Origin of the sequence: Nonomuraea ceibae, assembly GCF_019396325.1 — a bacterium.
Taxonomy (GTDB): Bacteria; Actinomycetota; Actinomycetes; order Streptosporangiales; family Streptosporangiaceae; genus Nonomuraea; species Nonomuraea ceibae.
Window position 1 is genome coordinate 1 of sequence record NZ_JAHKRO010000164.1, and the last position, 16,887, is coordinate 16,887.

General features: G+C 71.8%; 16 protein-coding genes. 8 read left to right on the forward strand and 8 right to left on the reverse strand.

All coding sequences use genetic code 11. The features are described from left to right. The 5 genes from KME80_RS46210 to KME80_RS46230 form a co-directional block, all read left to right on the forward strand. The coding region (locus tag KME80_RS46210; RefSeq protein WP_219518241.1) for a glycoside hydrolase family 3 C-terminal domain-containing protein at positions 1–883 on the forward strand (883 nt) is incomplete at its 5' end. Beyond that, positions 880–1,794, forward strand: coding sequence for an ABC transporter permease (locus KME80_RS46215; protein WP_219518242.1), 915 nt, complete (start codon positions 880–882; stop codon positions 1,792–1,794). The genes KME80_RS46210 and KME80_RS46215, both read left to right, overlap by 4 nt. Continuing rightward, on the forward strand, positions 1,791–2,666 hold the full coding sequence (locus KME80_RS51335) for a carbohydrate ABC transporter permease (RefSeq protein WP_308126219.1): 876 nt from the start codon (positions 1,791–1,793) through the stop codon (positions 2,664–2,666). Before KME80_RS46215 ends, KME80_RS51335 begins: the two co-directional genes overlap by 4 nt. Before the next feature lie 35 nt (positions 2,667–2,701). After that, positions 2,702–4,345, forward strand: coding sequence for an ABC transporter substrate-binding protein (locus KME80_RS46225; RefSeq protein WP_219518244.1), 1,644 nt, complete (start codon positions 2,702–2,704; stop codon positions 4,343–4,345). 5 nt (positions 4,346–4,350) lie between these two features. Next, on the forward strand, positions 4,351–5,037 hold the full coding sequence (locus KME80_RS46230) for a hypothetical protein (protein WP_219518259.1): 687 nt from the start codon (positions 4,351–4,353) through the stop codon (positions 5,035–5,037). Positions 5,038–5,085: 48 nt separating this feature from the next. On the opposite strand, the gene KME80_RS46235 is transcribed toward KME80_RS46230, so the two are convergent. The 5 genes from KME80_RS46235 to KME80_RS46255 form a co-directional block, all read right to left on the reverse strand. Beyond that, entirely contained in the window at positions 5,086–7,056 is a 1,971-nt protein-coding gene (locus tag KME80_RS46235) for an alpha-glucuronidase (protein WP_219518245.1), read from the reverse strand. Between the two features lie 64 nt (positions 7,057–7,120). Beyond that, positions 7,121–8,395 (reverse strand): cytochrome P450, encoded by a 1,275-nt coding sequence (locus tag KME80_RS46240; RefSeq protein WP_219518246.1) that lies wholly within the window; start codon positions 8,393–8,395, stop codon positions 7,121–7,123. 1 nt (position 8,396) lies between these two features. Further along, positions 8,397–8,588, reverse strand: coding sequence for a ferredoxin (locus KME80_RS46245; RefSeq protein ID WP_219518247.1), 192 nt, complete (start codon positions 8,586–8,588; stop codon positions 8,397–8,399). Continuing rightward, complete coding sequence (locus KME80_RS46250) at positions 8,585–9,202, reverse strand: TetR family transcriptional regulator (protein ID WP_219518249.1); 618 nt, start codon at positions 9,200–9,202, stop codon at positions 8,585–8,587. Before KME80_RS46250 ends, KME80_RS46245 begins: the two co-directional genes overlap by 4 nt. Positions 9,203–9,291: 89 nt before the next feature. Continuing rightward, a complete protein-coding gene (locus KME80_RS46255; protein ID WP_246646869.1) occupies positions 9,292–10,335 on the reverse strand; it encodes an ArsR/SmtB family transcription factor in 1,044 nt (347 codons plus the stop codon). Positions 10,336–10,395: 60 nt separating this feature from the next. On the opposite strand from KME80_RS46255, the gene KME80_RS46260 reads away from it, so the two are divergent. Both KME80_RS46260 and KME80_RS46265 read left to right on the forward strand, forming a co-directional pair. Further along, positions 10,396–11,613, forward strand: coding sequence for an MFS transporter (locus KME80_RS46260; protein ID WP_219518251.1), 1,218 nt, complete (start codon positions 10,396–10,398; stop codon positions 11,611–11,613). Between the two features lie 223 nt (positions 11,614–11,836). Next, positions 11,837–13,480 carry a GMC family oxidoreductase gene (locus KME80_RS46265; protein WP_219518253.1) on the forward strand — a complete coding sequence of 548 codons (1,644 nt, stop codon included), beginning with the start codon at positions 11,837–11,839 and terminating at the stop codon, positions 13,478–13,480. 9 nt (positions 13,481–13,489) lie between these two features. Here KME80_RS46265 and KME80_RS46270 read toward each other — a convergent pair whose 3' ends face one another. Genes KME80_RS46270 through KME80_RS46280 form a run of 3 tightly spaced genes read right to left on the reverse strand, consistent with a single transcriptional unit; the run spans position 13,490 to position 16,145 of the window. Further along, the gene (locus tag KME80_RS46270) at positions 13,490–13,978 is read right to left on the reverse strand and encodes a GerMN domain-containing protein (protein ID WP_219518254.1); all 489 of its coding nucleotides are present in this window, start codon (positions 13,976–13,978) and stop codon (positions 13,490–13,492) included. After that, entirely contained in the window at positions 13,975–15,474 is a 1,500-nt protein-coding gene (locus KME80_RS46275; protein WP_308126220.1) for an ATP-binding protein, read from the reverse strand. Before KME80_RS46275 ends, KME80_RS46270 begins: the two co-directional genes overlap by 4 nt. Beyond that, the gene (locus tag KME80_RS46280; protein ID WP_219518256.1) at positions 15,471–16,145 is read right to left on the reverse strand and encodes a response regulator; all 675 of its coding nucleotides are present in this window, start codon (positions 16,143–16,145) and stop codon (positions 15,471–15,473) included. Before KME80_RS46280 ends, KME80_RS46275 begins: the two co-directional genes overlap by 4 nt. 202 nt (positions 16,146–16,347) lie before the next feature. Here KME80_RS46280 and vanY-N point away from each other — a divergent pair. Further along, a partial coding sequence (gene vanY-N / locus KME80_RS46285) for a D,D-peptidase/D,D-carboxypeptidase VanY-N (protein WP_219518257.1) occupies positions 16,348–16,887 on the forward strand: 540 nt, incomplete at its 3' end.

Consider the following 16,887-nt stretch of genomic DNA (forward strand, 5'->3'; position numbering starts at 1 on the left):
GGGGGCGTTCGCCCCCGCCGAGGCCGCCGACGTGTGCGTGCTCGCCGTCGGCGACCGGGCCGGGCTGTTCGGGCGCGGCACCTCAGGCGAGGGCTGCGACGCCGCCGACCTCCGCCTGCCCGGCGTGCAGCCCGAGCTGGTGCGCGCGGTGCTCGCCACCGGCACCCCCGTGGTCCTGGTGCTGCTCGCCGGCCGCCCGTACGCGCTCGGCCCCGGGACGGACGCCGCCGCGGCCGTCGTCTGCGGCTTCTTCCCCGGCCAGCTCGGCGGCCAGGCGCTGGCCGAGGTGCTCACCGGCGCGGTGAACCCGTCCGGCCGGCTGCCGGTCAGCGTCCCGCGCGACGACGGCGGGCTGCCCGCCACGTACCTGTCGCCGCCGCTCGGCCGCCGCAGCGAGGTGTCGTCGGTCGACCCGACGCCGGCGTTCCCGTTCGGGCACGGGCTCGGCTACAGCGCGTTCGAGTGGAGCGGGGCGCGGGTGGTCGGGCCGGACGTGTGGCCCGTGGACGGCGAGGCGACGGTCGAGATCACCGTGCGCAACACGGGGGAGCGGCCGGGCGCCGAGGTCGTCCAGCTCTACCTGCACGACCCCGTCGCCCAGACGACCAGGCCGGTGGTCCGCCTGCTCGGCTTCGCCCGGGTGCCGCTGGAACCGGGTGACGGCGCGGTGGTGACGTTCACCGTCCCGGCGGACCTCACCGCGTTCACCGGCGTGCGCGGCCGCCGCGTCGTCGAGCCCGGCGACGTCGAGCTGCGGTTCGGGCGCTCGGCGGGCGACCTGGTGGCGGCGCTGCCGCTGCGCCTCGACGGCCGGGAACGCGAGGTGGGGCACGACCGGAAGCTGCGGCCGGTGACGCGGATCGCGCCCGAGGAGCGGTCGTGAAACCCCAGGACCGCACCTGGCGCCGGGCGCTCCGCCGCGACTGGCAGCTCTACACGCTGGCGATCCTGCCGCTGCTGTTCTTCCTGATCTTCCGCTACGCGCCGATGCTCGGCAACGTCATCGCCTTCCGCAAGTTCCAGCCCGGCGGCAACCTCTTCGGCGAGGAGTGGGTCGGCCTCCGCTACGTCAACATGTTCCTGTCCGACCCGACGTTCTGGACGGTGTTCACCAACACGCTCGTGCTCGGCGGGCTGACGCTGCTGTTCTGCTTCCCGCTGCCGATCGTGCTGGCGCTGCTGCTGAACGAGATCCGCACCCGCAGGCTCAAGCGGTTCCTGCAGTCGGTGTCCTACCTGCCGCACTTCCTGTCGGTCGTCATCGTGGCCGCGCTCGTCATGCAGATGACGGCCGTCGACGGCCCGATCAACCAGGTGCTCAAGTCGCTCGGCGAGGAGCCCGTCACGTTCCTGCAGCAGCCCGAGTGGTTCCGGACGATCTACGTCTCGTCCGAGGTGTGGCAGACCGTCGGCTGGGGGACCATCCTCTACCTCGCCGCCCTGACCACCATCGACGAGCAGCTGTACGAGGCCGCCCGGATGGACGGCGCCGGCCGGTGGCGGCAGATCTGGCACGTGACGCTGCCGGGCATCCGGCCCACGGCGGTCACCCTGATGATCCTCAACCTCGGCACGTTCCTGGCCGTGGGCTTCGAGAAGATCCTGCTGCTCTACAACCCGCTGACGTACCCCACCGCCGACGTGATCTCCACGTACCTGTTCCGGATGGGCGTGCTGTCCAGCAACTTCAGCTACGCGGCCGCCATCGGCCTGTTCGAGGCGCTCATCGGCCTGGTGCTGGTCGTGTCGGCGAACGTGATCTCCCGCCGCACAGTAGGGACGAGCCTGTGGTGACAGTCGGCACGAGCCGGGGCTACCGGGTCTTCCAGGCGGTCAACGCCGTCGTCCTCACCGGCGTCGTGGCCGTCACGCTCTACCCGTTCTTCAACATCCTGGCCCGCTCGTTCAGCGAGGAGACGTACATCCGCGCGGGCGAGGTGAACCTGATCCCGCGCGGCTTCAACCTGACCACGTACGAGATCGTCGCCTCCGACCCGATGTTCTGGCGCAACTACGGCAACACCGTGTACTACACGGTCGTCGCCACGCTGGTCGCGATCGTGCTGACCACCTGTTACGCCTACGTGCTGTCGAAGAAGCACCTCAAGGGCCGCACGGCGCTCATCTGGATCGCCGTCTTCACCATGATCTTCTCCGGCGGCCTGATCCCGAACTACGTCCTGGTCACCAGCCTCGGCCTGCGCAACTCCGTGTGGGCCATCGCGCTGCCCAACGCGATCAGCGTCTTCAACCTGCTGGTGATGAAGGCGTTCTTCGAGAGCCTGCCGAACGACCTGGAGGAGGCGGCCGCCATCGACGGGCTCAACACCTACGGCATCCTGTGGCGGATCACGCTGCCGCTGTCGAAGGCGGTGGTGGCCACGATGGTGCTCTTCTACGCGGTCTCGTTCTGGAACTCGTGGTTCGCGGCGTTCCTCTACATGAACGAGTCGGAGCTGTTCCCCGTGACGGTCTACCTGCGCAACCTCATCGCCGGAGCCACGGGCGTGGAGAACGCCGGCGCCGTGGCCGGGGAGCTGACGCAGGCCGCCGCCAACATCCAGTCGGTGACCATCGTGCTCACCGTCCTCCCCATCCTGGCCGTCTATCCCTTCGTGCAGCGCTACTTCGTCTCGGGCGTCATGCTCGGAGCCGTCAAGGGATAGGGGCCGCCGTCTCCCCACGGGAAAGGCAACCCCCCATGCACAGAGTCACCCGCCGCCAGGCGCTCCTCACGTTCGGCGCGCTCGCCCTGGCCGCCACCGCCTGCAGCGGCGAGGCCCCGGCCGCGCCCGCCGCCGGGAAGCCGGGCCTGGGCAACAAGGCGGGCGCGATGCCCAAGTACGCCGTCGGCGACCAGTTCAAGGCCACCGTGCCGCTGACCTTCTCCGTCCTGTACAACAACCACCCGAACTACGCGCTCAAGAAGGACTGGCTGTTCTGGTCGGAGCTGGAGAAGCGCACCAGCGTGACGTTCGACCCGGTCACGGTGCCGCTCAGCGACTACGAGAAGAAGCGCAGCCTGCTCATCGGCGCGGGAGACGCCCCCCTCATCATCCCCAAGACCTACCCGCACCAGGAGGAGCCGTTCGTCGCCTCCGGCGCGATCCTGCCGGTCAGCGACTACGTCGACCTGATGCCGCACTTCCAGGACAAGGTCGCCAAGTGGAACATGAAGGCCGACCTGGACACCCTCCGCCAGGCCGACGGCCGCGTCTACCTGCTGCCCGGCCTGCACGAGAACATCTGGCTCGACTACTCGCTGGCCGTCAGGGCCGACATCCTCGACAAGCACGGCCTCCAGGTCCCGAAGACCTGGGACGAGCTCCACACGCTGCTCAAGGCCATCAAGCAGGAGTATCCGGACCTCTACCCGATGACCGACCGGTGGGGCGTCCCGACGCCGGGCGGCAACCTGCTCAACATCGTCGGCGCCGCCCACGGCGCGCCCGGCGGCTGGGGCTACCAGCACGCCACCTGGGACGCCGCCGCGGGGAAGTTCGCCTTCACCGGCAGCATGCCGCAGTACAAGGCCGTGCTGGAGTACCTGAACAAGCTGGTGGCCGAGAAGCTGCTCGACCCCGAGTCGTTCACCCAGTCGGACGACGCCGCCATCCAGAAGATCGTCGGCGGCAAGTCGTTCGTCATCAGCACGAACGCGCAGACGCTGGTCAACGACTACCGGCCGCCGCTGAAGAAGTTCGACCCGGACGCGAAGCTCGTCAAGATCCCGACGCCCACGGGCCCGCTCGGCGACGTCAAGGCCGGCAACCGCCTGGAGAACGGCATCATGATCTCCAAGAAGGCGCTGGACAGCGAGAACTTCGTCGCCATGATGCAGTTCATCGACTGGCTCTGGTACTCCGACGCCGGCCAGGAGTTCGCCAAGTGGGGCGTCGAGGGCGTCACCTACACCAAGGCCGGCGAGGGCGAGTACGAGCTGAACGAGGACGTCGACTTCATCGGGCTCAACCCCGACGGCTCCAAGCACCTGCAGAAGGACTTCGGCTTCAGCAACGGCGTGTTCGCCTACGGCGGCCGGACGTCGCTGCTCCAGTCCACCTTCTCCGACGAGGAGAAGGAGTTCCAGGCCGTGATCAACGCCCGTCAGGCGCTCCCGGTGCCGCCGCCGCGCCCGTTCACCGACGAGGAGCGCGAGCAGGCGGCGCTGTGGGAGACCGCGCTGCGCGACCACGTCGATCAGAACACGCTCAAGTTCATCCTGGGCGACCGGCCGCTGTCGGAGTGGGACGCCTACGTCAAGGAGCTGGAGGCCAAGAGCTCCACCAGCTACATCAACCTGGTCAATACCGCCTACGAGCGGTTCAAGAAGGAACACGGCTGAGCGTGATGAGGATCCCGGCGGCGGGCGGGCGGTTCGGCGAGGGGGTGCTCTCCCGGGCCGCCGCGCTCGTCTACACCCTGCTGACGATCGAGCTGCTGTTCCTGGCCGGGGTCGTGCCCGGCCTGGCGGGGCTGACCCTGCTCGAGCGCGACCCCGGCAACGTCCCGCTGGCCGTCGCCTGCCTGCTGCCCGTGGGCCCGGCGCTGTCCGCCGCCGTCTACGCGCTGCGCCGCCGCTCCCGCGACCTCGCCGACCTGCGGCCCGCCGTCGCGTTCTGGCGGGGCTACCGGGCCAACGCGGGCGGCGTGCTGAAGATCTGGACGCCGTGGCTGGCCTGGCTGGCCGTCGCGGGCCTCACCCTGGCCAACTTCGGCGCCTCCGGCCTGCCCGGCTGGTGGGCGGCGCTCCTCGTCGTGGTCGCCGTCGCGGCCACCCTGTGGGTCGCCAACGCCCTGGTGATCACCTCCCTGTACGCGTTCCGCACCGCCGACGTGGCGCGGCTGGCGGCGTACTTCCTGGTGCGCGCGCCCGGCGCCACGCTCGGCAACCTGTGCCTGCTGGTGCTGGCGGGCGGCGTCACGCTGGTCGCCTCGGAGGCGGCGCTGGCGCTGCTCGCCTTCGCGGTGGCGGCGGCGCTGCTGCGCAACAGCCGGCCGATGATCGCCGAGATCGAGGAGAGGTTCACCCGCTGAAGCCGCAGGACGCCCGGCGGCGTCCTGGTCCTGCGCGAGGACCGAGCCTCAGGGGATGCGCCGGCCGTGCGCGTCCGGCACCCCCGACTTGCGGAAGAAATAGGCGTTGACCTGGTCGCGCCACTCCTCGGCGCAGCGGACCTGCTCGTCGAGGAGCTCCCGCACCCGGGCGTGCAGCGCCGGGTCCACCAGCCCGGCCGCCTCCGCCCACCGCTCCCGGTAACCGGCCGCCTCCCGCGCCCCGGCGAAGTGCGTGTCGTAGATGTGCTGGATCACCGTCGACCCGCTGCGCAGCACGTGCCCGTACGGGACGTGGTGGAAGAACAGCAGCAGCTCATCGGGGCACCGGTCGAGCGACTCGTACGTCCCCGCCCACGGTTCCGGGTACTGCCCGGCGAAGCCGGTGCCGGTGGCGCGGGTCCGGTCCACGCCCACGCCGTCACGGTCGGCGAAGTGGTACGTGCCCCACGGCGAGTACTCGTAGCCGTCGACCGACGGGCCGTAGTGGTCGCCCGGGTTGACCATGAACCCGACGCCGAGCGGGGCGGTGTAACGCTCGTACGTCCGCCACGAGCCGTCCATGATCGCGTGCAGCGTCTCCCGCAGCGCGGCCGGGGCCTGCGGGAACGTGAGCCCGATCCACTCGTCCAGGATCGCGGCCGGGTCCGCGCGGGGCGCCCACGCCAGCCTGCCGAACGCGTACAGGTTCGCCTGGGCGAGCGGGTGGCCGGTCCAGTACGGGTCGTCGCCCACGTTGGAGACCGCGACCAGCCCGCCCCCGGCGGCCACGTCCGCGACGTCGGCGAAGGCCAGCACCTCGCTCCACATCGGCGCGAGATAGCACACGTGCCGCTGCTGGCCGGTGTACTCCTGCGTGACCTGGAGCTCCACCGCCAGGCGGGTGCGCGGCATGGCGGTGATCACGGGGGAGACCGGCTCGCGCGGCTGGAAGTCCATCGGCCCGTGCTTGACCTGCACGATCGCGTTGTCCCTGAACTGCCCGTCGAGCGGCGCGAAGTGGTCGTGGGCGGCGCGGGCCCGGTCGGTGGAGCGGTCGCGCCAGTCCTGGCGGTGGTTGTAGACGAACGCGCGCCAGTGCACCACGCCGCCGAACGGCGCCAGCGCGTCGGCCAGCATGTTCGCGCCGTCCGCGTGGGTGCGCCCGTAGGCGAACGGGCCCGGCTGCCCCTCGGAGTCGGCCTTGACCACGTAACCGCCGAAGTCCGGGATCGCCTCGTACACGCGTGCGGTCGTGCCCGCCCACCAGGCGCGCACGTCCTCGTCCAAGGGGTCGGCGACCGGCAGCCCGCCCAGCGTGACCGGCGCGGCGAAGTTCACCGACAGGTGCACGCGGATGCCGTACGGGCGCAGCTCGCCGGCGATCGCGGCGACGTCGCCGAGCCGGTCGGTCAGCAGCCGGGCCTCGGCGGCGTGCACGTTCACGTTGTTGACGGCGATGGCGTTGACGCCGATCGCGGCCAGCAGCCGCCCGTAGGCGCGCACCCGGGCCAGGTCGCCGCGCGGGCCGCCGTCCCGCCAGAAGATCGAACCGCCCGCGTAGCCGCGCTCGACCTGGCCCATCACCGGGTGCACGGCGACGTTGTCCCAGTGGTCGAGCATCCTGCGGCGCAGCGCGGGCCGGTGGTGCTCGACCGGCCGGTCCGCGCCGAACGCCGCCTCGCCCAGCCGCACCACGTGGAACAGCCCGTACAGCAGCCCGGCCGGGTCGCCGGCGAGCACGGTGGTGACGCCGTCGCGGCGGCCGAGCGCGTACCCCTCCGGGCCGATGCTGTCGGAGGCGGGAGCCCGTTGCGCCGACGTCAGCGCGAGCACGAGCTCGGCGTCGCTCGCGCCGTCGCCGACGCTGCCGCCGAACCGGGCGCAGGCCGCCGCCACCTCGTCGTGCACGGTGGCGACGCCGTCGCCGCCCAGCACGCGGGTGCGGCGCGAGCCGATCGCCCGGAACGCCTCCGGAGGCAGCCACGCGGCGTGGACGTCGGCCAGGTCGGAAATGCTCACGGGGGTCCTCCGGCGGGAAAGCGCTTCCTCGCGCCAACCTACCGGAGACCGGCTTCTCCCGGCATTACCGCCCCAGGGTCAGCGGCAGCGTGCGCGGCCCCCGCACCTGGCCGGCCGCCCACGTCACCGCCTCCGGATCGGCCAGGCCGAACACCGGGATGCGCTCCAGCCACACCTCCAGCGCCACCCGCAGCTCCATCCGGGCCAGATGCGAGCCCACGCAGCGGTGGATGCCCAGCCCGAACGCGGCGTGCCGGTTCACCTGACGGTCGATGACGACCTCGCCCGCCCGCTCGAACTGCGCCGGGTCCCGGTTCGCCGCCGGGAACGACAGCAGGACCCAGTCGTCGGCCTTCATGTCGACGCCGTGCCAGTGCATGTCCTCCTTGACCAGCCGCGCCATCGTCACCGGCGCGTAGACGCGCAGCAGCTCCTCCATCGCCGTCGGCAGCAGCCCCGGCTCGGCCACCAGGCGCTCCCGGTCGGCCGGCGTCTTGGCCAGATGCCACAGCGAGGCGCCGATCGCGCTCCACGTCGTGTCGATCCCCGCGATGAGCAGCAGCGCCATCGTGCCCGCCACGTGCGAGGGGTCCAGCTTCTGGCCGTAGAGCTCGGCGTTGATCAGGTAGGTCGTCAGGTCGTCACGCGGCCTGTCGACGTGATCGCGGATCTGCTCCAGCAGGTAGTCGAAGAGCTGCTGCATCCGCTCGATCCGCTCCTCCGGCGGATGGTTGACGCCTTCGAGCACGTTCTCGATGAACTCGCGGAACCTCGGCCCGTCCTCGGCCGGGAAGCCGAGCATGGCGGCGATCACCCGCATCGGGATGTGCTGGGCGTAGTCGCGGGCGGCGTCGACCACGTCGCGGCCCTCGAACTCGTCGATGAGCGCGTGGCACAGCGCCCGCGTCGAGTCCACCTGCTTGGCGACCGCCGTCTTGGTGAACGCCGGCAGCAGCAGCTTGCGCGCGTCGTGGTGGAAGGGCGGGTCGGAGGAGATGGGCGGCGAGCCGCCCATCGGCGCCAGCTCGCGCGGCGGCCGGAAGTTGCTCATGATGATCGACCGCGACGAGAACCGCTCGGTGTCGTACGCCACCGCCGCCACGTCCTCGTACCGCGTCGGCAGCCAGCCGCCGCCGAACCGCTCGGTGTGCGCGATCGGGCAGCGCTGCCGCAGGTCGTCCTGGATCGGGTACGGGTCGGCCGCCCACTCCGGTTCCAAGTGGGAGAAGTCGGTCGCCCAGTCGGAGACCGGGCCGGTGATGATCTCGTTCCGGGTGCCCAGGGGTTCCTCCCCGTCGGTCTCCCGGAAATCACGGGTGAAGCGGTCGTCAACGGTCATCTCATGCCTCCTCGACGGCCTTCTCGGGACAGTTGGCCATCGCCAGCCGCGCCTCCTGCTCCCGGCCCGGTGGCACCAGGCCGTCGCCGAGCACCGTCCCGTAGCCTTCGCCGTCCTCGCCGAACAGGGCGGGCGCCAGGTCGTAGCACCGGCCGTGGCCCTGGCACCGTTCGGGGTTGATCTGGACTTTCACGGTGTCGCCTCCGTGGCTGAGGTGGATCCGGTACGGGTGATCGCGGCGACGAGACGGGTGAGCAGCGCGACCCACTCCTCGTCGTCCACCGCGTGCTGGTCGGGGGTGACCAGCGCGCTGCCCATCGCGAGCAGGAAGCAGAAGTGCGCGAGCGCGTCGGGGGAGACCGCGGGGTCGAGCTCGCCCGCGTCCTGCCCGGCGCGCACCAGCCGGGTGATCCAGTCGGCGCGCTCGCGCACGTAGTCGCGCATCGGCCCGGCCACGTCCTCGTCGCGCCGGGCGGCCACCAGCGCCTCGACGATCAGGTAGCCGAGCGCGTCCCGCCGCCGGGGCAGCCGCCGCCCGCTCGCCACCAGCAGGTCCGTGATCGGCTCGTCCGGGTGGGCGGCGAACAGGTCCGCCATCAGCGTCGGCCCGTGCGCCCGCAACGCGGCCACCAGCAGCTCCGCCTTCGACCCGAAGTGCGCGTACAGCGCGCCGTTGCTCACGCCCGCGGCGGCGGCGATGTCGGCCACGCGCGTGCCGTCGTAGCCGCGCTCGGCGAACGCGTCGGCCGCCGCGCGCAGCAGCCGCTTCCGCGTCTCCGCGGCGGTGACGCCTGCGATACGCCCCATAGGAGAATTGAAAGAACATTCATTTGATTCGTCAAGGGTTGCGGGCCGGGCAACTGGAATGTCTGACGCGGCGCTTGGGGGCCTGGTCGTCAGTGGGCGCGGGGTGGGTCGAGGATTTCGGCGGTTCCCGCCCGTTCGTACCGGTGACCGGTCGGCATGGGACTCGCGTCGCCGGCGAGCAGCGTCTCGGCGACGGCCGTACGGGCATAGAGCACATATCTCCCCGTGCGGTGCGCGCTGGCCAACCCGGCCCTGCGGAGAGCGGTGAGGTGCTGGTTCGCGCCTGGTTCCGACAGGTCGAGGCGGGCGGCCAGTTCTCTGGTCGAGGCGGGCTGGTCGAGTTCGGCCAGCAGCCGGGTGCGGGTCCGGCCGAGCACGGCGGCCAGCGCCTGTGGCGGGTCGCTCTCGCGGTGCTCCCAGAGCGTCGCGACGCCGCGCGGGGGGTAGCGGATCGTGGGCTGCCAGGGCGGGGTCGTGATGGAGAAGACCCGCGGCCAGGTGAACACCGACGGCACGAGCAACAGTCCCAGGCCGCCCAGCGGGCGCACGCCTTCGCAGACCGTCTTGGGCAGGCGCAGCGTCTCTCCCTCCCACGTCACGGCGGGGTCGAGGTCGCTGAGCATGCGCCGCAGGCCGCCCTCGGCCAGCAACCTGGCGCGGTAGAGCACATCGCCTTCGAGCAGGGCCCGTACGCGCGGCCAGTAGGGCGCGATGGCCGCTTCCCAGTAGCCGCGGATCTCCTCGGCCAGCCGTTCGAGGCCACCCACGGGGTCGGCGTAGAGCTCTTGGAGTGCTCGGGTGCGTGGACCGTCCCAGACGTCGAGGCCCTCCTGAACCAGGGGTGCCATCGCCGCCATCCCGGCCAGCTCGACCTCCAGGTCGGGCACGGCGGTCGAGGGCGGCGGGCAGACGAAGCCGACGATCGAGACCGTCGGCACCGGCACCAGGTCGGACAGCAGCCGCCAGTCGACATCGGCGAGCCGCCGCCGTACCCGTTCGGCCCAGGGCTTGAGCACGGCATGCGCGGCCGGGTTCTTCGCCACCCGCACGCTGGCGACGACCTCCCACAGAGGAGAAACCGCGAAACGGACATTGGCCGCATCCTGTGCGGTGAACGTCAGCTCAAGGCCCATCCGATTCGTCCTCTGCTTAATCAATAGCGCTCGGACGGACGATTCCATCATCTAGGTGCTATGACAACTGTCGCCGGGCCTCCGCTCCTGCATGACCCCTCCTTCAGGAATTTCTACCTGGCGTCGGCGGTCAGCCAGTTCGGCACCCAGGTCGGCTACGTGGCGATGCCCCTGCTCGCGGTGATCGCCCTCGACGCGGGGCCCGGTGAAGTGGGACTGCTCAGCGCCCTCACCACCATCACCGTGCTCGTGCTCGGCCTGCCCGCCGGAGCATGGGTGGACCGGGTCAGGCGCCGCCCGGTGATGATCGCGACGGACCTGGTCCGCGCCGTGCTTCTGCTGTCGGTAACGGTCACGTGGTGGCTGGACGCTCTCACGATGACCCAGCTGTACGGCGTCGCCGTCGCGACGGGAATCGGCACGCTCTTCTTCGACGTCGCCTCGCAGAGCACGGTCCCGCACCTGGTCGGCCGCGACCGGCTCACCGCCGCGAACTCGGTGCTCGTCGGCACGAACGCGGCGATGGACGTGGGGGGCAGAAGCTCCGCCGGAGTGTTGGTGGCTCTCGCGGGCGCGCCGGTGGCGATCGTGCTCGACGCGCTCACCTACCTGTGGTCGGCCGTGTGGCTACGCCGGATCAGCAAGCCCGAACCCGCGCCCGCCCCCGTACCCGGCGAGCGACTCGGACGGCAGATCGGCGAGGGGGTGCGATTCCTCTTCGGCAACCGGGTCCTCATCGCCATCGCGGCGCAAGGCGGCATGACGAACCTCGCCTTCCCGCTCTGCTCGACGCTGCTGCCCGTGCTGCTCGTCGACGAGCTCGGGCAGCCCGCCTGGGTGCTCGGGGCTTACCTTGCCGTCGGCGGGCTCGGTGTGCTGGCCGGTTCCTCGACGGCTCACCTGATCGGCCGGCGGCTCGGCCGCGGGCGTGCCGTGTGGATCGTCGGCATGACCACTGCGCCGTTCGCGCTTCTGGTGCCGTTCGTCGGCTGGAGCGTCTGGATCTCGGCGGCCGCATGGAGCATCCTGTGCTTCCGGACAGGGGTGAACAACGTGCTGCTCGTCAGCTTCCGGCAGGAAGTCACACCCGACCCGATGCTCGGCCGGATGAACGCCACCATGCGCCTGATCCTTATCGGTGCGGTCGGCGTCGGTGGTCTGCTGGCGGGCCTTCTCGGCGAGGTCTGGGGCATTGGGACGGCAATGTGGACGGGCGCAGCGATCATGGCGCTCAGCTGGATACCGATCTGGTTCAGCCCACTCCGCCACGAGGTCTGACGCAGGCCGCCATCGTCATGACCACCTGGAGTGTCTTCGCCGCGCCGCCCATCCCTCCGGCCCCATCCTGCAGTTGGTATGCACTCAGGGCCGGATCCGGCGCCGGTTCGCTTCGTATACTTCTGACCCCTGCCACCGCGACGTCGTCGGCCCTCGTTCGCGCACCAGCCCCCGTTCACGTCATCGGTGGCGCGGGCCGCCATTCCGACGCGAAGGGATGCTGATGTCCGGTAAGGATGGGAAAGCCTGGCAGGACCCGGACGAGATCGCTCGCCGGGTGCGGGACGGAAGCCTCACCAGACGCCATCTGCTCGCGATGTTCGGTGTGTCCGCGGCGTCGGCGGCCTTCGCCTCGGCCGCGGGGACGGCAGCCGCGGCCACGCGCCGCTACGACTACGTGATCGTGGGAGCCGGCTCGGCCGGGTGCACGCTGGCCGCGCGCCTGTTATCGGACTCGCGGGCGAGCGTGCTGCTGATCGAGGCCGGCGGCACGAACGACCTGCCGGTGGTGCGGGACTTCACCAAGTCGGCCCTGGCGGCGGCGCCGAACTCGGGGCTCGTCTGGCCGTACCAGTCGGTTCCGCAGCGGGAGCTGCTGCACGCGCGGCAGTCGTTCGTGTGCGGGAAGCTCGAAGGCGGCAGCAGCTCGGTGAACGGGATGGTGTGGGTCCTCGGCAACCCGGCCGACTACGACAGCTGGGCCGCCCAGGGCGCCACCGGCTGGGACTACGCGAGCGTGCGGCCCTCGCTGGAGGCGCTGTCCGGGCCCATCGAGCCGTCGGACGAGCTGACGCGGCGCAACCTGCTCTCCCAGGCCACGGTGGCAGCGGCCGTCGACCTCGGCTACACCTTCAACCCCGACTACAACGGCGCGACCCAGTTCGGCGTCTCCTACACGCGGCTCAACGTGGTGGACAAGATCCGCCAGGACGCGTTCACCTCGTTCCTGGTCCCGTACCTCACGGACCCGCGCCTGACGATCATGACGGACGCGGAGGTCGCGCGGCTGACGTTCGACCGCCGCGACGCGATCGACGGGGTCGTCATCCACGCCGGTCGCCGCCGGTTCACCGTCCGGGCCGAGCGGGAGGTGATCCTCAGCACGGGCACGGTCAACACGCCTCGCCTGCTCCAGCTGTCCGGCATCGGCGCGGCGCGGGACCTGCGACGGCTCGGCATCCCGGTCGTCGCCGACCTGCCCGGCGTCGGCGCCAACCTGCACGACCACCTGATCTCGGTGGCGTTGAAGAGACTCCGCACCCCCGAGCCCGCGACGCACCTCACTTCGATGGACGTCAGCCTCTTCACCGGCAGCGGCCGGGTGCCCGGGACGCCGGCGTACCAGGGGCAGGTCTACTACATCGGCGAGGGCGGGTATCCGCCCTTCTCCGCGTTCTCGCAGGCGGTCGGCATGATCAACCTGCACCCCACCAGCCGGGGGTACGTCAGGCTGCGGTCGGCCGATCCCGCCGTGCCGCCGATCATCCAGCCGAACTTCCTGCGGACCGGAGAGGATCTCGAGGCGCAGCTCGACGGTTACCGGCTGGCCATCGAGCTGGTCAACGCGAAGGGACTGCGCGACTGGGTCATCGACGACGACGCCATCCCCGGCCCTGACGTCAACACCCGCAAGGAGCTGATCCGAGCGGTGCGCGCCTATTCGCAGGCCGACTTCCACGCGGTCGGCACCTGCCGGATGGGCACGGACGCGCACGCCGTCGTGGACCCCCACCTGCGCGTACGCGGCGTCAGGGGACTGCGGCTGGCCAGCGCCGCGATCATGCCCAGCATCACCTCCGGCAACACCAACGCCCCGTCGATGATGATCGGCGACCGGTGCGGACGGCTGATCCTGGGCGGCGCCTGACCACGCGGGTCACACCGGGCAGTCGCGGGGGCCGACGCTCTGCCCGGCGCCGATGATGGTGACCTGGGCGGGGTTGTCCCGTTCCGGGGCGGTGACCGTGCACACGATCTGGTCGACCGCCAGCGGCGACAGCTCACCGGCCGGAGCCGACAGGGTCACCACCAGGTGGCCGGCCTTCACGGGGGTGACCGAGAACGGGCCGGCCCCGGCCGGGATGTCGGTGGTGAAGCCGTTCGCCCGTTCCCCGGCGGTGGGGCCGACGGCCAGCAGCGCCAGGATGTCCGCCCGGAACCACGGGCGGCTGTCGTCGGACCGCTTCACCGGGCTGGGCCGGCCGTCCTTGACCAGGTAGAGGGTGAGCGTCGTGTGCGTGGCGACGCCACCGCTCGGCGGGGCGCCGACGGAGATGGGGTCGCTGGGCCGCACGCCGCAGCCGGCGACGGCGACGAGCGCCGCCACGCCCAGGGCGAGCCCGAGACGGCCGGGTCCGGCTCTCACGCGGGACCTCCAGAGTCGAGGTGCCCGTCCGGATCGTCCATCCGGCGCGGCAGGCGGAGCGTGAACACGGCGCCTCCGGCCGGGGCGTTGGCGACGGTGAGATCGCCCCGGTGCAGCCGCGCGTTCTCCCGCGCGATGGCCAGGCCGAGACCGCTGCCCTCGGACCTGGCCCGGGCCGCGCTGGCCTTGTAGAACCGGTCGAACACGTGCGGCAGCACCGCCTCGTCCAGCCCCGGCCCGTGATCGCGTACCTCCAGGACGATCTCCTCCGCGCCGGCGGACAGCCGTACCGACACGGGCGGCTCGCCGTGTCGCAGGGCGTTGCCGACCAGGTTGGCGAGGACGACGTCCACCCGGCGCGGATCCAGCCGCGCGGTCACCCCGGCGGGCAGCTCGGTGCGTACGGACTCCGACCAGCCACGGGCGTGCAGGGTCGCGCGCACCAGCTCGGCCACGTCGACCTCGTTCAGCGCGAGCGCCGCGACGCCGGAGTCGAACCTGCTGATCTCGATGAGGTCATTCACCAGCCCGGTCAGGCTGAGCGTCTCCTGGCTGACCAGCCGCGCGGCGCGCCCGGCGGTCTCGGGCAGCTCGGCCGCCTCCTCGTCGAGGACGTCGGCGACCGCCGCGAGCGCGGCCAGCGGGGTGCGCAGCTCGTGGGACACGTCCGCCACGAACCGGCGGGCGTCGGCCTCCATCTCGCGCAGCTGCTCGACGTGCCGCTCCAGCTCCGCGGCCGTCTCGTTGAACGTACGCGCCACGTCCGCCAGCTCGTCGGAGCCGCGGACCGCGATCCTGGTCCGCAGATCGCCCTCGCCGAGCAGGCGGGCCGCCCGGCCCAGCTCGCGCACCGGGCGCAGCACGCCACGGGTGGCCAGCGACGCCAGGACGACCGAGAGCACCAGCGCCGCCCCGCCGGCGAGCCACGCCCGCGCGGCGAGGCTGTCGATGCTGAGCTGTTCGGGAGCCAGGCTGCGCGCGGTGTAGACCTCGATGCCCGACACCTGCGCCGTCCGGCCCGGCTCGGCGATCAGCAACGGCGCGCCGATGAGCAGGAGAGGGTGGCCCCTCCACACCACGCGCTGCCACGCCATCTCGCCGCGCGCCACCGTCCCCCGCAGCCCCGCCGGAATCAGCTCCGGGTCCAGGATCGGGGTGTCCTCGCGCCGCAGCCGGGGGCCCGGCGCCGCGAGCAGCGTCGAGTGCGCGTCGCGGTAGACGGCGACCGCGAAGCCGCCCCCGTCGGCCATGACGCGGGCGATCTCGTCGAGATCGGCCTGGCCCGGCGTCGCGGTCCGCAACGGGAAGAGGGCCGCCAGGCGTCCCCGCGTCGCCTCCACCGCGGCATCCTGGGCCCGCTGGAGGATCGCGGTGCGGGCCTCGACGTACATCGCACCGGCCACTGCCGCCGCCGTGACCACGCACAACAGGGCGAACGCGTACAGCAGCCGGTTCCGCAGCCCCAGACTCGGCCGGGACTCCACCAACCGGCTCACACCGGCCCGAACCGGTACCCGAACCCACGCACCGTCTGCACGTAGACCGGCGCCGCCGAGTCGTCCTCGATCTTCGCGCGCAACCGCTGCACACACGCGTCCACCAGCCGCGAATCGCCGAAGTAGCCGTGCTCCCACACCGACTCCAGCAACTGCTGGCGGCTGTGCACCCGGCCCGGCGTGCCCGAGAGCTCCAGCAGCAGGCGCAGCTCGGTCGGCGCGAGGCTGACCGGCTCGCCGCGCCTGGTGACCACCAGCCCGGCCCGGTCGATGACCAGGTCCCCGTGCCGCTCCAGCTCCGCCTGGTCCCGGCCGATCCGCCGCAGCACCGCGCGCATGCGGGCCTCCAGCACCCTCGGCTGCACCGGCTTGACCACGTAGTCGTCGGCGCCCGCCTCCAGCCCCGCCACCACGTCCATGTCGTCACCGCGCGCCGTCAGCATGATGATCGGCGTCTCACCGGCCACCCGGATACGACGGCACACCTCGAAGCCATCCATGCCGGGCAGCATCAGGTCGAGCACCACCACGTCCGGGACGTCCGTACGCAGCCGCTCCAGCCCCTGCTCCCCGGACTCCACCGCGCGCACCCGGTGGCCGTGCCGGGTCAGGGCCAGCTCCAGCCCCTCCCGCACAGCCGGGTCATCCTCGATCAACAACACTCGCGACACGCTGCCGAGCATCTCAGCACGCTCCGTAACTCACCCGCCGGCCGACCCCGTCCACTGTCGACCGGCCGTGTCCGCGCCCTGTGCGCGCCGTGTCATCGTTGTGTCACGATCCCGCCCTCGGGCGCCACGGGTGCGCCGCCGTCGACGAACCATGACATACGGCTGACGACGCGCGCACATCCCCCGCCAATCGTAGTTCGTCATGAGCGAACCACACATCCTCCCGCCCCGGCCCCGCGACCGGCTGTACGCCGTGGTCACGCTGGTGCTCGCCGCGCTCCTGCTGCCCGTGGCCTTCGCCCGCCACCCCGGCCGCGCCCGCGAGCTCGCCTGCGGCTGGGCGCTGCGGCTGCGCTTCCCCGCCGAGGACCTCACCGGCCTCACCGACGGCGCCAAGGCCGCCTTCACCGCGGCGCGCACCGACGCCCTCTGGCGCCACGGCCAGCTCATCGGCCTCACCTCCGGCTACCGCGACCCCGCCGCCCAGCAACGGCTGTTCGACGAGGAGGTACGCCGCTCCGGCTCCCCGGCCTCCGCCCGGATGCTCGTCCTGCCGCCGGCCGAATCGCGCCACGTCAAGGGCACCGCCCTGGATGTACGCCCCTACGAAGGCGCCCGCTGGCTGGAGGACCACGGCCCCCGCTACGCCCTCTACCGCATGTACGACAACGAGTGGTGGCACTTCGAACACCACCCGGCCGGCCCCCCACCCCGCCGCCCCCACCCCAACTGGCACCCCCTC

Coding starts and splice junctions, on each gene's coding strand:
- KME80_RS46225 (WP_219518244.1), top strand. CDS start 2,702: ATGCACAGAGTCACCCGCCGCCAGGCGCTCCTCACGTTCGGCGCGCTC.
- KME80_RS46230 (WP_219518259.1), top strand. CDS start 4,351: ATGAGGATCCCGGCGGCGGGCGGGCGGTTCGGCGAGGGGGTGCTCTCC.
- KME80_RS46240 (WP_219518246.1), bottom strand. CDS start 8,395: ATGACCGTTGACGACCGCTTCACCCGTGATTTCCGGGAGACCGACGGG.
- KME80_RS46250 (WP_219518249.1), bottom strand. CDS start 9,202: ATGGGGCGTATCGCAGGCGTCACCGCCGCGGAGACGCGGAAGCGGCTG.
- KME80_RS46255 (WP_246646869.1), bottom strand. CDS start 10,335: ATGGGCCTTGAGCTGACGTTCACCGCACAGGATGCGGCCAATGTCCGT.
- KME80_RS46260 (WP_219518251.1), top strand. CDS start 10,396: ATGACAACTGTCGCCGGGCCTCCGCTCCTGCATGACCCCTCCTTCAGG.
- KME80_RS46265 (WP_219518253.1), top strand. CDS start 11,837: ATGTCCGGTAAGGATGGGAAAGCCTGGCAGGACCCGGACGAGATCGCT.